This window comes from Sphingomonas aerolata, assembly GCF_003046295.1.
In the GTDB taxonomy this organism is placed as follows: Bacteria; Pseudomonadota; Alphaproteobacteria; order Sphingomonadales; family Sphingomonadaceae; genus Sphingomonas; species Sphingomonas aerolata.
In genome coordinates this window covers 182,258-197,378 of record NZ_PZZN01000003.1, presented here as the reverse complement: position 1 = coordinate 197,378, position 15,121 = coordinate 182,258, and the positions used below count along the sequence as shown (strand labels likewise).

At 68.2% G+C, this 15,121-nt stretch carries 7 protein-coding genes; 5 read left to right on the top strand and 2 right to left on the bottom strand.

What is annotated here, in order from left to right; all coding sequences use genetic code 11:
* Positions 1 to 5: 5 nt before the first annotated feature.
* Together galA and C8J24_RS13440 are read right to left on the bottom strand one after the other, a co-directional pair.
* Entirely contained in the window at positions 6 to 2,927 is a 2,922-nt protein-coding gene (gene galA, locus C8J24_RS13445; protein WP_107933129.1) for a beta-galactosidase GalA, read from the bottom strand.
* A gap of 22 nt (positions 2,928 to 2,949) precedes the next feature.
* A complete protein-coding gene (locus C8J24_RS13440) occupies positions 2,950 to 3,687 on the bottom strand; it encodes a GntR family transcriptional regulator (protein ID WP_031396151.1) in 738 nt (245 codons plus the stop codon).
* A 285-nt stretch (positions 3,688 to 3,972) separates the two neighbouring features.
* Between C8J24_RS13440 and C8J24_RS13435 the strand changes: the two genes are divergently transcribed.
* Genes C8J24_RS13435 through C8J24_RS13415 form a run of 5 tightly spaced genes read left to right on the top strand, consistent with a single transcriptional unit; the run spans position 3,973 to position 15,119 of the window.
* Positions 3,973 to 6,288 carry a beta-N-acetylhexosaminidase gene (locus tag C8J24_RS13435; protein ID WP_107933127.1) on the top strand — a complete coding sequence of 772 codons (2,316 nt, stop codon included), beginning with the start codon at positions 3,973 to 3,975 and terminating at the stop codon, positions 6,286 to 6,288.
* A complete protein-coding gene (locus C8J24_RS13430; RefSeq protein ID WP_107933125.1) occupies positions 6,288 to 8,873 on the top strand; it encodes a beta-mannosidase in 2,586 nt (861 codons plus the stop codon). Before C8J24_RS13435 ends, C8J24_RS13430 begins: the two co-directional genes overlap by 1 nt.
* Positions 8,870 to 11,407 (top strand): glycoside hydrolase family 3 C-terminal domain-containing protein, encoded by a 2,538-nt coding sequence (locus C8J24_RS13425; protein WP_107933123.1) that lies wholly within the window; start codon positions 8,870 to 8,872, stop codon positions 11,405 to 11,407. Before C8J24_RS13430 ends, C8J24_RS13425 begins: the two co-directional genes overlap by 4 nt.
* Positions 11,404 to 12,825 (top strand): glycoside hydrolase family 125 protein, encoded by a 1,422-nt coding sequence (locus C8J24_RS13420; protein WP_107933121.1) that lies wholly within the window; start codon positions 11,404 to 11,406, stop codon positions 12,823 to 12,825. The genes C8J24_RS13425 and C8J24_RS13420 overlap by 4 nt, the downstream gene beginning before the upstream one ends.
* The gene (locus C8J24_RS13415) at positions 12,822 to 15,119 is read left to right on the top strand and encodes a GH92 family glycosyl hydrolase (RefSeq protein ID WP_107933119.1); all 2,298 of its coding nucleotides are present in this window, start codon (positions 12,822 to 12,824) and stop codon (positions 15,117 to 15,119) included. The genes C8J24_RS13420 and C8J24_RS13415 overlap by 4 nt, the downstream gene beginning before the upstream one ends.
* Positions 15,120 to 15,121 lie beyond the last annotated feature (2 nt).

Below are 15,121 nucleotides of genomic sequence, written 5' to 3'. Positions count from 1 at the left end.
CCGTGTTATCTTGCGCGCGGCTCCAGCGTCACGCCGCCGACGAGCCCGGACGCGACGCCCGGCGCCGCCTCGACCAGCACCGCGATCGTCCGCACGCCGCCGCCCGGCGGCACCGCCGCCTCGAACGGTCCGACCGATGCGGCGTCCTTGACCGCGACCCGCGTGCCGTCGACCCATAGCTCCGCACGCCCGGCGATCGCCGCAAAGCGGATCACGCCCCCCTCCTGCGCAACCCGCCGCCACGGCGTGACCGTCGTGCGGTAGATCCGCCAGCGGCCCGCGCGATCGGAATCGACCGCCGTCCCGCTGCGCACGAACGCCCAGCTGTTATTGTCGCCATCGACCGGCGCCAACGCAGGATCGGGTCGCGTCGCCATCGCCGGCGAGCGCCGCCACTCGCGGATCGCCATCGTCGCGGGCGTCACAGTGACCTGCGCAGGCGGCGCAAGACCCGCGCGATCGATCGTCAGCCGCGCCGGCTTCAGGCCCGGCGCGGTCGCGGTCATCACGATCCGCCCCCGTCCCTCGCCTGCCTGGACGATGACTTGCGCGAGGCCGTTGAACAGCGATCGGGCATTGCCCTTCTCGCTCTCATGGCTGTTCGGATCGCCATTGCCGATCCCGATGATCGCCGCCCCCTCGACCGCGAACCGCGTCGGCAGGTTGGCGGTCGGCACGTGGCGTCCTGCCGCATCGACCGCATCGATCGTCACCGGCTGCGCATCCTCGCCATCACCCGCCATCACCGTCCGCGCCGGCGTCAGCCGCAGCGCGACCGGCGGCCCGGCGGTCTCGTGCGCCGCGCGCACTACCGGCGAACCGCCGCGCCGCGCGATCACCTCGATCCGCCCGGGCGCATAGGGCACGACGAATTCATTCCCCATGATCCGGTCGACCACCGCCTCCCCGACCACCCGGCCGTTCAGCCGGACCTCGACGCGCTCGGCATTGCTCATCACCAGCAGCGTGACCGGCTGTCCTTCCCGCCCCGGCCAGGTCCAGTGCGGGGTGATGCTCACCACCGGCGCGGCGTCGACCCAGTGCGCGCGGTGGATATCGAACGCGGTCTTGGGAAAACCGCACAGGTCGAGGATCCCGAAGAAGCTCGAGATCGTCGGCCATTCATGCGGGGTCGGCTCGCCATGATAGTCGAACCCCGTCCACACGAAGCCGCCCGCGACGAACGGCCGCTCGGCGATCTTCTTCCAGGTGCCGCGGTGCGTATCCCCCCAGCTCGCCGCCTCGACGTCATAGGACGACTGGACATGCCGCGCCGGATCGCTGGCAAAGGCCCCACGCGTCTCATAGGCGCTCGTATCCTCCGAACTCGTGATCGGCTTGGTCGGGTTTAACTGATGGAAGCGATCATAATCGCCCTGATAATAGTTGAACCCCGTGACATCGATTTCGCTCGAGACGTTGACGGGATCGAAGAAGGCGCCGTTCATCGCCGCGGTCACCGGCCGGCTGTCGTCGAGCGCATGCGTCGCATGGACCATCCGCCGGAGCATCTCGACGCCGGCCTCCGTCCCCTGCATCGGCTCCTCGTTGAACACCGACCACAGGATCACGCTCGGATGGTTGCGATCGCGCCGCACCATCCATTCGAGCTGCGCCATATAGTCGGGCGCGGGATTGAACTGGCGGTTCTCGTCCATCACGACGAACCCCATCTCGTCGCACAGGTCGAGCAGCTCGGCCGCCGGGGCATTGTGCGAACAGCGGATCGCGTTGCACCCCATCGCCTTCAGCCGCTCGAGGCGCCAGCGGACCAGCGCGTCGGGAATCGCGGTCCCGACGCCCGCATGATCCTGATGCAGGCACACGCCCTTCAGCTTCACCGGTCGAGCGTTCAGGAAGAAGCCCCGGTCCGCATCGAAGCGGATCGTCCGGAACCCCACGCGTGTCCGCCGCTCGTCAATGACGCTGCCATCGCGCATCACGCGCGTCAGAACGGTGTAAAGAGTCGGGGTCTCGATCGACCACAAGCGGGGCGCTGTCACCGGCATCATCAGCGTCGTCACCACCGGATCGAGCGGCGCGACGGTCGCCGCCGCGCGTGCCGTCGCAACCGGCTTGCCGTCCAGGTCGAGCAGGATCGTCTCGATCGTCACGCCGACCGCAGCGCGGCCGATGCTGCCGATCGTCACCGCGACCGGCACATGCCACCCCCCCGCCGGGTCGCGTCGCGGATCGCAGTGCACGCCGTCGGTGACGATCGCGACCGGCGCGCGTCGGATCAGCCAGACATGCCGGTACAGGCCGGCGCCTTCATACCACCAGCCTTCCATCGCGGTGGCGTCGACGCGCACGACGATCATGTTCAGGTCGTCGCCGAACCGCGCGAACGGGGTCAGGTCGATCTCGACGCTGTTATAGGCGGACCAGTTGTGCGCGACGACGCTGCCATTGACCCAGATCGTCGCGTTGCTCGCGATCCCGTCGAACCGCAGAGCGATCGTCTTGCCGCGATCGTCCGCCTCCAGCCGCAACGTCCGCCGGTACCAGCCGATCCCGCGCCGGCGATAGCCCTGCGAGATGTTCGCGTCGCGCTCGAACGGCTGCGCCGACGCCCAGTCATGCGGCAACCGGACCGGCGCCCAGTCCGAATCGTCGAACGTCATGGCCGCGGCACCAAGCGCATTGCCCGCCTTCACGCTCAGATAGGTCGCATTATGCCCCTCGGGCGCGGGCGTCGCGACATCGCCTTCATGAAACACCCAGCCGCGTTCGATCCGGGTGCAGGACGGGTCCTGAACATGCATCGCAGGCGGCAGGGTCCGCGATGGCGCGGGCATCGGCAACGCGCCGGCCTCGCCTGCCTGCCGACCCGGGCCAGCCCCGGCAGCGGCAAAGGCGTCGGTCGGGCGGACGACGACGCCGACACCGGCGCCCGCCGTGCCGATGAGGAGCTGGCGTCGGTTCATGGCAGTCTTTCGGTGTGACGGATCAGATGTCGGCCAGTTCGGCGACGAAGTCATAGGCGTCGCCGCGGTAATAAGAGCGCGTGAACTCGGCCGCACGTCCGTCGCGCAGGAAGCCGCGGCGTTCGATCAGCAGCCCGGCATGACCGGCATCGACCCCCAGCATCCGCGCATGCTCGCCCCCGAACGGCACCGCCCGCAGCCGCTGCAGCGCGCGCACCGGTCGGCTCCCCGCCGCTTCGAGCGCCGCATAGAGCGAATCCGTCACGCCATCGACCGACGTCAGGCAATAGCCCGCGATGGTCGAGAATTCGAGCGCCATAGCCTCCTCGTCGGCATAGCGGATGCGGTTGAAGCGGAACACCGGCGCCCCCGGCGACAGGCCGAGCGCCATCGCCTCTTCGGGGTTCACCTGGCCCGCCGATCGCGAGATCCAGGTGCTGCTCGATGTCCGGCCGCGTGCCGCCATGTCCTCGCTGAACGAAGACAGTTTCGAGAAGCTCTTTTCGACGCGACCGGCGACGAACGTGCCCGCCCCCCGGCGCCGGGTCAGCAGCCCTTCCTCGACAAGCCCGCCGATCGCCTTGCGCACGGTGATGCGCGAGACGTCATATTCGATCGCCAGATCGCGTTCGGCAGGGATCGCATTGCCCTGGACGAGCAGCTTCTCGCCGATCGCGTTGCGGATCAGATCCTGCAACTGAAGATAGAGCGGCGACGGATTGCCCTTGCGAAAGCGTCCGATATCATCGGAAAACGCCATGTACCCCCCTTTGACTGGCAGCCCGAAGCGCGCCACACCCTGTCCTGGCGCGGGAGGATAGCCAAAGCACAGCCGCGCGGCAACCAGACCGACGCCAAGGATTATATTGGTATTTCCGTCCAAAACGGGTCGATGCTGCCAGATCGGCTGAAACACTGGCAAACTTTGCGGCGGCTCGGGACCTGCTTTCAGGACGCTGGCCAATCAACGGCTTGTGTCTGGACCTATATTGGTTACATTCCCCGACCAGCGGCCGTGAGGAGCCGGTTACCGGGAGCAGAAATCATGCGGTCAAACGCACCCCCCCGTTTCGGATGCGCGCTTATCGCGACCGGCATGATGCTCGGCACCACCGGCGTGGCCGATGCGCAGGACCGCCTGCCGCTCGTCCCGCAACCCGCAGCGATGACGCGCGGAACCGGCGCCGTGACGATCGCGACGGGCAGCACGGTGTCCGCCGATCCCGGCGATGCCGGCACCACCGCCGCCGCCCGTCTGCTCCTCGCCCATGTGAAGGTCGAACGCGGCCTGACGCTGGCAACCGGCGCGCGCGGCGTGATCCGCATCGATCGCGATCCGACGATCAAGGGTGCGGAAGCCTATCGCCTGACGGTCGATGCGTCCGGCGTGCGGATCGCGGCATCGGGCGATGCCGGGCTCGTCTATGGCGCGATGACGCTGGCGCAGCTGATCAGCCCCGATCACGCCTTCGGCCAGCCCGTCCGGATCCCAGCGGTCACGATCGACGATGCCCCCCGCTTCGGTTGGCGCGGGCTGATGATCGACACCGCACGGCATTTCCAGTCGCTGCCCTCGCTCTATGCGATCGTCGACCAGATGGCGTCGGTGAAGCTCAACACGCTCCATCTCCACCTCACCGACGATCAGGGCTGGCGGTTCGAGGTCAAGGCCTATCCCCGGCTGACCGCGATCGGCAGCGTTCGGACGTCCCCCTCGACCGGCGAGGCGCCCGGTACGCAGGTCGGCGGCTTCTACACGCAGGACGAGCTGCGCAAGCTCGTCGCCTATGCGACCGAGCGCGGCATCGTCGTCGTCCCCGAGATCGACCTGCCCGGCCACGCCCAGGCGCTCGTCGCGGCGTATCCGGACCTCGGCGTCCTTGGCGACACGCCGAAGGTCAGCAGCGACTGGGGCGTGAACCCCTATCTCTTCAACCCCGGGCCAAAGGGCATCGCCTTCGTCAAGACCGTGCTCGACGAGATCATGGCGGTATTCCCCGGCACCTATGTCCATCTCGGCGGCGACGAGGCGGTCAAGGATCAGTGGGAACGCAGCCCCGAAGTCCAGGCGCAGATGGTCAAGCTCGGGATCAAGGACGAGAATGGCCTGCAGAGCTGGATGATCGACCAGTTCGGCGAATATCTCGCCAGCAAGGGCCGCCGCCTGATCGGCTGGGACGAAATCCTCGAAGGCGGCCTCCCCGCCTCCGCATCGGTCATGTCGTGGCGTGGCGAAAAGGGCGCGGTCGAGGCCGCGAACCAGAACCACGACGTCGTCCTCTCGCCTGCACCGACGCTCTACCTCAACAGCCTGCAAAGCGATCGCAGCGACGAACCGCCGGGCCGGATCGACATCCAGTCGCTCGAGACCGTGTACGAGTATGAGCCGATGCCCGCGGGGATCCCCGCCGACAAGGCGCATCACGTGCTCGGCGCACAGGGCAATCTGTGGAGCGAATATATCGTCACGCCCTATCAGATGCAGCATCTGATCTTCCCACGCGCCGCCGCGCTCGCCGAGATCACCTGGTCGGGCAAGGACAAGCGCGACTTCGGCAGTTTCCTTGAGCGGGTCCAGCCGCAGATCGGCCGCTGGCGCACGTCCGGCATGCAGGTCGCGGACAGCGCGTTCGCGGTCGGTTATACGCTCGCTGGTACGCGCGGCGATGCGCTGCGCACCAAAAGCGCCAAGGTCGCGCTGGCGACGCAGGCGCCCTATGGCACGATCCGCTACACGCTCGACGGCACGGCCCCCGGCGCGCGGTCGCCCGCCTATACGGCACCGCTGTCGATCAAACCCGGGGTCAAGATCCGCGCCGCCGCGTTCGACGCCGCCGGTCAGCAGATCGCCGAGCCACGCCTGTTCGATACCGGCCGCGAGGCACTGCTGACGCGCACCGCGTCCGACATGGTCGCCTGTCCCAAGGGTTCGCTCGCGCTGCGCGTACCGCTGACGCCCGAGGCGCAGGCAAATGCACCGGTCTACAATATCGACCTGTTCGACCTGTGCACCGCCTATCCCGCCGCGCCGATGGATATCGCCAAGGGCTTCACGATCGATATCGCCCGCCTGCCGCGTCATTATGCGCTGGCGCATGAAGATACGAAGCTGCGCCGGCACTATAACGTCACCCCGCACGGCGAGCTGATCGTGCTCGTCGGCTGCACCGTGGCGGGTGCCAAGCCCGTCGTCGCCGGCACCTTCCCGCTCCCCGATCCGGCAACCGCCGCCACCCGGTTCAGCGTCAAAGGCCGCCTGCCGGCGCTGACCGGCGACCGCGACATCTGCCTGCAATTCACCTCCCCCACGTCCGATCCCTATTATGCGGTCGAGCGGATGCAACTCACGGAGACACGCTGATGCGTCGCTGGTTCCTACTCCCTCTCCTAGCACTCGCCTCGCCCGCGATCTCGGCCCCGAAGACGGTGGTCACGCTCGACCGCGACTGGCAGGTGCGGATCGATCCGACCGACACGAGCGCGGTCGCCGCGCACAAACGTGAGGCGAAATGGCTCGCGGCCACCGTGCCGGGCTCGGTCCAGCAGGACCTGATCGCCGCGCGCCGCGTCCCCGATCCCTACAAGGGCATGAACGAGGCGGCGATCCAGTGGGCCGGGCTGACCCGTTGGCAGTTCCGCCGCGTGCTCGACGTCACGCCGGCGATGCTCGCGCGCGACCATCTCGATCTCGTATTCGACGGTCTCGACACTTTTGCGACCGTCACCGTCAACGGCACATCGCTGCTCAAGACCGACAACGCGCACCGTCGCTGGCGGGTGGACGCGAAATCGGCGTTGAAGGCCGGCCGCAACGAGGTGCTGGTGACGATCGCCTCGCCGATCCGCACGCTTCAGCCGATGGTGCTCGCCGAAAAGCATCCGCTTCCCGGCGAATATGACAGCGCGTTCGGCGACGAGCCCAAGGGCAAGCAGACCTCGCCTTATATTCGCAAACCCAAATATCATTACAGCTGGGACTGGGGTCCCCGGATCGTCAATATCGGCATCTGGCGCCCGGTCCGTCTCGAAATCTGGGACGAGGCGCGGATCGAGACGTTCCGGGTCGAGCAGGAGGATCTGAGCGACGCCGAGGCGCGGATCGCGGCGAAGCTCGACATCGTCGCCGACACGCCCGGTCGCACGACTGTGCACGCCGTTGTCACGGGTCCCGACGGCAAGGCCGTCACGGTCGACCGTAGCGTCACGCTCGCCGCCGGCAGCAACAGCGTCTCGCTCCCGCTGACGATCGCCGCGCCGCAGCGCTGGCAGCCGATCGGCTATGGCGCGCAGCCGCTCTACACCGTCACCGCCTCGCTCGCGGGCGCGCAAGCGACCGCCGAGGACAGTGTCACGCGGCGGATCGGCCTGCGCACGGTCGAACTGATCCGCAAGGACGGCAGCTTCGGCTTCAAGGTCAACGGCACGCCGATCTTCGCCAAGGGCGCGAACCTCATCCCGTTCGACATGTTCCCGTCGCGCGTCACCCCCGCCTATATGCAGACGATCCTGAAGGGCGCGGCGGACGCCAACATGAACATGATCCGCGTCTGGGGCGGCGGCTATTATCTCGACGACGCGTTTTACGACATGGCCGACCGCATGGGGCTGATGGTGTGGCAGGACTTCATGTTCGGCGGCAGCGTCACGCCGCCGGACGCCGCATTCCGCGAGAATGTCCGGATCGAGGCCGAGCAGCAGGTCGCGCGGATCGGATCGCATCCGTCGGTCGTGATCTGGGCAGGCGGCAACGAAGTGCTATCGGGCTGGGAGAACTGGTCCGATCGCAAGGCGTTCAAGAAGGCGGTCGGCGCGGATGAGCAGGAGCGGATCGGGGCGGGCATGGCGGTTCTGTTCGACCGCGTGCTGCGCCAGGCGGTGACGAAATATTCGCCCGGCACGCCCTATTGGCCGGGCTCCCCCTCGACCGATTATGAGGGCCCGACCGACACCGACAAGAACGGCGATCGCCATTTCTGGGATGTCTGGTCCGGATCGAAACCGGTCGAACGCTATCTCGACAGCTGCCCGCGCTTCATGTCCGAATATGGCTTCCAGGCGATGCCCGATCTCGCGACGATCCGCGCCTTCGCGGGCAAGGGCCCGCTGGCGGCCGACAGCCCGGTGATGAAGGCGCATCAGAAGTTCCTCGCCGGCGAGGGCAATGAGCGCCTGCTGATGTATCTGCGCGATCGCCTGCGCCCGGCGAAGGATTTCGCCGATCTCGTCTATCTGACGCAGGTCAACCAGGCCGAGGCGATCCGCATCGCCGCATTGCATCACCGTACGTGCCGCCCGGTGACGATGGGATCGCTCTACTGGCAGCTGAACGACGTCTGGCCCTCGATCAGCTGGGCGAGCATCGATCATGACGGCCAGTGGAAGCTGCTGAACTATGCCGCGCGCCGCTTCTTCGCACCCCAGGCGATCGCCGCGGAGCACAAGGATGGCGCGACGCGGATCTCACTGATCTCCGACGCGACCACGCCGATCGCCGCGCGCTGGCGGGTGCGCGCGATGGACATGGCGGGCGCCGTGCTGAACGACACCACCACGCCCGCGACGCTGCCGCCGCTCTCGTCGACGCTCGCCGCGACGCTCCCCGACGCGACGCTGTTCGGCAGTGCCGCGCCGGGGGCCAGCTATGCGGTTGCCGAACTGATCGTCGGTGACGCGGTTGCCAGCCGGGCGATCATCGAACGCGCGTTGCCCAAGGACATGGCCTATCCCGATCCGGGCCTGAGCGTCACCTGGTCGGGCTCGACCGCAACGATCACCGCCAGCCGCTTCGCCCGCGCGGTCATGCTCGATTTCGGCGATGTGGCGGCGCAGCCCGCCGATGACGGGTTCGATCTTCTGCCGGGCGAGACGCGAACCGTCGCCGTTGCGTCGGACGCGTCGCCTGCCACACTGCGCAAAGCGCTCACCTTGAGGACCGTTGCCCGATGATCTGGCTCCTGCTCGCCTCCGCCGATCCCGTCGCCACCGCGGTCGCCACCATGTCGATGGAGGAAAAGGCTGCACAGTTGCAGAGCACCGCGCCCGCCGATGCGAAGCTCGGCCTGCCCGCCTATGACTGGTGGAACGAGGGACTGCACGGTCTCGCGCGCAACGGTCATGCGACCGTGTTCCCGCAGGCGATCGGCATGGCCGCGACCTGGGATCCGGTGCTCGTCCGCAAGATCGGCGACGTCGTCGCAACCGAGGCACGCGCGCGCTTCAATGCGAAGCCCGCCAATGCCGATCGCCGCATCTATGAAGGGCTGACGATCTGGTCGCCCAACATCAACATCTTCCGGGATCCCCGCTGGGGGCGCGGGCAGGAAACCTATGGCGAGGATCCGTATCTGACCGGGCGGCTCGGCGTCGCGTTCATCGGCGGCCTTCAGGGCCCCGACCCGCTCCACCCAAAAGTCGTCGCCACGCCGAAGCATTTCGCGGTGCACAGCGGCCCCGAGGCCGGGCGCGACAGCTTCGACGTCGACCCCAGCCCGCAGGATCTGGAAGCAACCTACCTGCCCGCCTTCCGCCAGGCGGTGACCGAGGGCAAGGCGCTCTCGCTGATGTGCGCGTACAACTCGATCCACGGCGTGCCCGCCTGCGCGTCGTCGCCGCTGATGGTCGACCGGCTGCGGCGCGACTGGGGCTTTACCGGCTTCACCGTCTCGGATTGCGACGCGGTCGGCAACATCAGCACCTATCACCACTATCGGCTCGACACGCCCGGCGCAGCGGCAGCGGCAATCAGGGGCGGCACCGATCTCAATTGCGGCACCGCCTATGCCGGCCTCCCCGCCGCAGTTCGCCAGGGCCTGGTGAGCGAGGCCGAGGTCGACACCGCGCTGACGCGCGCCTTCCGCGCCCGCCGCGCGCTGGGCATCGCGTTCGGCGGCGACAGCCCGTGGAGCAAGATCGGCACCGATCAGGTCGATACCCCCGCGCACCGTGCGCTCGCGCTCGAGGCGGCGCGCAAGTCGATCGTGCTGCTCAAGAACGATGCCAGCCGCCTGCCGCTCAAGACCGGCAGCCGGATCGCGGTGATCGGCACCAATGCCGACGATATCGGCGTGCTTCAGGGCAATTACCACGGCACCGCGGTCGCCCCGGTCACCCCGCTCGACGGTATCCGCAAGCAGTTCGGCGCCGCCAATGTCCGCTATGCCCAGGGTTCGGTGCTCGCCGACGGCGCGCCGGTGGTGGTGCCCGAAACCGTCTTCCCACAGGGTCTGAAGGCGGAGTATTTCGCAGGTACCGGGACGACCAGCGGCACGCCGGTGCTGACGCGGACCGAACGCCGCATCGATGCGAACCTCAACCGCGTCAGTCCGGCGCCCGGGCTTGGCCGCAGCTTTGGCGTCCGCTGGTCGGGTGTCTTCACCCCGCCCGCCGCGGGTGACTATACGCTGGTGATCGACGTCCCGGCGTGCTGGAAAGACTGTTCGGTCCATGACGTCGCACGCCTCTGGATCGGCGACCGCCAGCTCACCGCCGGCGAGATCAAGAAGGGCCGCGTCGAGATCCCGGTCTCCAGCGACGCCAAACCCGCCGTCTTCCGCCTCGAACTCGATCACCGCAGCGACGACGAGGGTATCCGCCTGCTCTGGACGCCGCCCGCCGCGCCGATGCTCGCCGCCGCTGTCGCCGCCGCGAACGCTTCAGACGTCGTCGTCGCGGTGATGGGCCTGTCGCCCGATCTCGAGGGCGAGGCGCTGTCGGTCAGCGTACCCGGCTTCGTCGGCGGCGACCGCACCGACATCGGGCTTCCGCTCGCGCAACAGGCGCTGCTCAAAGCACTGCGCGCGACCGGCAAACCCGTCATCCTCGTCCTGACCAGCGGCAGCGCGGTGACGGTCGATCCGTCGCTCGCCGACGCGATCCTGACCGCCTGGTATCCGGGCCAGGCCGGCGGCACCGCGATCGCCGAGACGCTCGCGGGGCTCAACAACCCTTCGGGTCGCCTCCCCGTCACCGTCTACAAGTCCGCCAGCGACCTGCCCGCCTTCATCGACTATACGATGAAGGAGCGCACCTATCGCTACTTCACCGGCAAGCCGCTCTGGGGCTTCGGCCACGGGCTGAGCTATACCAGTTTCGGCTATGCCGCGGCAAAACCCAGCCTCACCGTCGCGGCCGGCCAGCCTCTCACGCTCGCGGCGAAGGTCTCGAACACCGGCGCGCGCGCGGGCGAAGAGGTCGTTCAGGCCTATCTCGTCCCGACCGCGACCACCGGCGGCGGAGCGACCACCGCGGTGCTCCAGCGCCAGCTCGTCGGCTTCGACCGCGTCGCGCTCAAGCCCGGCCAGTCGCGCACCGTCTCGTTCGCGCTCGATCCCCGCTCGATGAGCAGCGTCGCGCGCGACGGCACGCGGACGATCCAGCCCGGCGCCTATCGCCTCTATGTCGGCGGCGGCCAGCCCGGCGACGGCGAGGGGCAATGGACCGACCTGACGATCACCGGCGCTGCGGTGGGGCTGCCCAAATGATCGATCGCCGTTCGTTGATCGCCGGCGGGCTCGCGCTCGTCGGCACCCCTGCCTTTGCCGCCCGCCCGAACCTGCCCTCCAAGCGCCCCGCCGTCGCCGACCGTCTGTTCAAGAGCCGGGCGGTGGAACGCGAGATCGCCCGCGTCTCGGCCCGGATCGCCGATCCGAAGCTGCGCTGGATGTTCGGCAACTGCTATCCCAACACGCTCGACACGACCGTGCGGATGTGGACAATCGCGGGCGCGCCCGATGCCTTCGTCATCACCGGCGACATTCCCTGCCTGTGGCTACGCGACAGCTCGGCGCAGCTCCGCCCCTATCTCCACCTCGTCCGCAACGATCCCGCGCTGCGCACCGTGTTCCGCGGGTTGATCGCCCGCCAGTCGCGCTCGATCCTGCTCGATCCCTATGCCAACGCATTTCTCGAGGATCCCGCCGGGAAGACCGAGCTGAGCTGGGCGTTGCACGACCAGACCGAGATGAAACCGGGTGTTGCCGAGCGCAAATGGGAGATCGACTCACTCTGTTACCCGATGCGTCTCGCTTATGGCTATTGGCAGGCGACGCGCGACGCGGCCCCGTTCGACGCGACCTGGGCGGAGGCAGCACGCGCCAGCCTGCGCACCTATCGTGAGCAGCAGCGCAAGGACGGTCGTGGACCCTATAGCTTCCTGCGCGCCTCGAACCGCAGTACCGAGACGATGGCGCTCGAGGGCTGGGGCAATCCCGCCAAGCCCAACGGCCTGATCCAGTGTGGTTTTCGTCCGTCCGACGATGCCTGCCTTTATCCCTATCTGATCCCGGCCAATCACTTCGCGGTGACGACGCTGCGCGAAATGGCCGTCGTCGCGAAGGAAGCGCGCAACGATACCGCGCTCGCCGCCGATGCCACCGCGCTCGCGGCCGAGGTCGAGACCGCGCTCAACGCGCATGGCAAGATGCGGCTGCGCGACGGCCGCGAGGTCTGGGCCTATGAGGTCGACGGATTCGGCAACGCGGTCTTCATGGACGACGCCAACGTGCCGTCGCTGTCCGCGCTCGCCTATATGGGCTGCGTTCCCGCCACCGACCCGCTGTGGCGCCGCACCGCCGACGCGGCATGGAGCGACGCCAATCCCTATTTCTTCAAGGGCACCAAGGCGGAGGGGATCGGCGGCCCGCATGTCGGGCTCGGCCAGATCTGGCCGATGTCGCTGATCATCCGCGCGCTTGCCGGCGCCGACGACGCGACCGTCCGCAGCTGCCTCAGAATGCTGCGCGATACGGATGCCGACACCGGCTTCATGCACGAGGCGTTCGACAAGGACGATCCCACCAAGTTCACGCGCAGCTGGTTCGCCTGGACGAACGGACTGTTCGGGGAACTGCTCGTCCATCTTGCCGATACCCGCCCCGCGCTGCTGGCGGCGCCGTTATGAGGCTCACGCGACGTACAGTGCTCGGCTCGACCGGTGCGTTGGCGCTGAGCGGCGCGATGCCGGCCTTTGCCGGCCGGTCGCGCGCGGTGCCCGATCTGTGGATCGGGACCGGCGGCGACGGCCATACCTATCCCGGCGCGACCGTGCCGTTCGGCATGGTCCAGGTCAGTCCCGACACGGATACGGAGAACTGGGCGAACTGCTCGGGCTATCATCGCGGTGACCCGTCGATCATGGGCTTTTCGCACACGCATCTGTCGGGCACCGGCATCGCCGACATGATGGACGTGCTCGTCGTGCCTGCCCGCGGCCCGGTCAAGCTGCGCCCCGGCGCACCCGACAAGCCCGGCGAAGGCTATCGCCAGACCTATGCACAGGAGAGTGCCGAGCCCGGCTATTATGCCTGCACGCTCGGCAATGGCGTTCGCTCCGAACTCACCGCCGAAGCGCGCGTCGGCTGGCAGCGGCACCGCTTTCCCGCCGGCCCCGGGCATCTCCTGATCGACCTCGGCAATTACCGCGACAGCCGCCCGGGCGAAGGCCCGCTGATCGACGACAGCCGGATCGAGCTCGAATCGGACGGCATCCTGATCGGCAGCCGCCGCACCTTCCGCTGGGCCAAGGGGCGCCGCATCCACTTCGCGATGCAGGTCTCGCGCAAGCCGGACCGGATCACGCTCCATGCGGGCGACCAGGTCGTCAACGGCGCGATCGCGACCGCCGACCGCGTGCGCGCGGTATTGCACTACGACGATGCGGGCTCCGCCCCGATCGTCGTGCGCACTGCGGTCTCCGCGGTCGACATGGCGGGCGCACGGACCAACCTCGCCGCCTCGGCCTCGCGCGACTTCGATGCCGCGCGGCGCCAGGCCATCGGCGACTGGGCCGACGCGCTCAAGACCGTGAAGATCGACGGTGGCAGCGACGACCAGCGCGTCGTCATGGCCACCGCGCTCTATCATGCGATGCTCGCGCCGACGCTCTTTTCGGATGTCGACGACCGCTATATCGGGCTCGACCGGCTGGTCCACAGCGTGCCCAAGGGCGAACAGGCCTACAGCACCTATTCGACCTGGGACACCTATCGGACGCTCCACCCGCTGCTGACGCTGGTCGCGCCCGATCGCGCGCGGTCACTCGTCCGTGACCTGGTCCGCCAGACGCAGCAGAGCGCCTATGGCCCGCCCTGCTGGCCGCTCCAGGGGGTCGAGACCGGCACGATGATCGGCTGGCATTCGGTCGCGATCATGGCGGAGGCCGCGGCCAAGGGCATCGACGCCGACTATGCCGCCGCCTGGCCCGCGATCCGCACGCGCGCGTTCGACGCCAAGGCCCCCGACCTCGTCAACAGCCGCGCGCGGGGCACCTATATCGCGCGTGGCTATCTGCCCGCCGATCAGGTCGACGAGTCGGTCAGCCGGACGCAGGAATATGCCTATGACGACTGGGCGATGGCCGCCCTCGCCGCGAAGGCCGGGGCGACCGACGACGCCGCCCGCCTGCGCGAACGCAGCCGGAACTATCGCAACGTGCTCGACCCGACGATTGGGCTTGCACGGCCTAAGCTTGCCGATGGGAGCTGGCTGACACCCTATGACCCGATCCAGCTCGGCCATATCAAGCGCTACCACGACTTCACCGAAGCCAATGGCTGGCAGACGACCTTCCTCAACCAGCATGACCTCTACGGCCAGATCGCGCATTTCGGCGGCGATGCGAAGTTCGCTGCGCGCCTCGACGCGCTGTTCGCCGCGCCTTCGACGCTGCCCAAGGACGCGCCGCCCGACATTTCGGGGCTGATCGGCCAATATGCGCACGGCAACGAACCCGATCAGCACGTGCCCTATCTCTACGCCTATGTCGGCCAGCCCTGGAAGACGCAGGCGCTGGTCCGCAAGATCCTGACGACGATGTACAAGCGCGCGCCCGACGGGATCATCGGCAATGACGATTGCGGCCAGATGAGCGCATGGTTCGTGATGTCCGCGCTCGGCCTCTACCCGGTCGATCCGGTCGCGGCGGTCTATGTGTTCGGCTCGCCGCTCTTCACCCGCGCCGAACTCAAGGTCGGGGGCAAGCGCAAGGTCGTGATCGAGGCGCCGGGCAACCGCGTCGATACGCCCTATGTCACCGCGGTCACCTGGAACGGCAAGCCCTGGACGAAGAGCTGGATCGCGCATGACGACCTCGTCGCCGGCGGTACGCTGCGCTTCACCATGTCCGCCACCCCCGATCCGGCATTCGGCGCGAAGCTCGCTGACCGCCCCCCCTCGTTCGGCCGCCCCGCCGCCTGAAT

Bases quoted from the DNA above. Each gene is read 5' to 3' on its own strand.
- C8J24_RS13435 (WP_107933127.1), top strand. From the start codon at position 3,973: ATGCGGTCAAACGCACCCCCCCGTTTCGGATGCGCGCTTATCGCGACC.
- C8J24_RS13430 (WP_107933125.1), top strand. From the start codon at position 6,288: ATGCGTCGCTGGTTCCTACTCCCTCTCCTAGCACTCGCCTCGCCCGCG.
- C8J24_RS13415 (WP_107933119.1), top strand. From the start codon at position 12,822: ATGAGGCTCACGCGACGTACAGTGCTCGGCTCGACCGGTGCGTTGGCG.
- C8J24_RS13440 (WP_031396151.1), bottom strand. From the start codon at position 3,687: ATGGCGTTTTCCGATGATATCGGACGCTTTCGCAAGGGCAATCCGTCG.
- C8J24_RS13420 (WP_107933121.1), top strand. From the start codon at position 11,404: ATGATCGATCGCCGTTCGTTGATCGCCGGCGGGCTCGCGCTCGTCGGC.
- galA (WP_107933129.1), bottom strand. From the start codon at position 2,927: ATGAACCGACGCCAGCTCCTCATCGGCACGGCGGGCGCCGGTGTCGGC.
- C8J24_RS13425 (WP_107933123.1), top strand. From the start codon at position 8,870: ATGATCTGGCTCCTGCTCGCCTCCGCCGATCCCGTCGCCACCGCGGTC.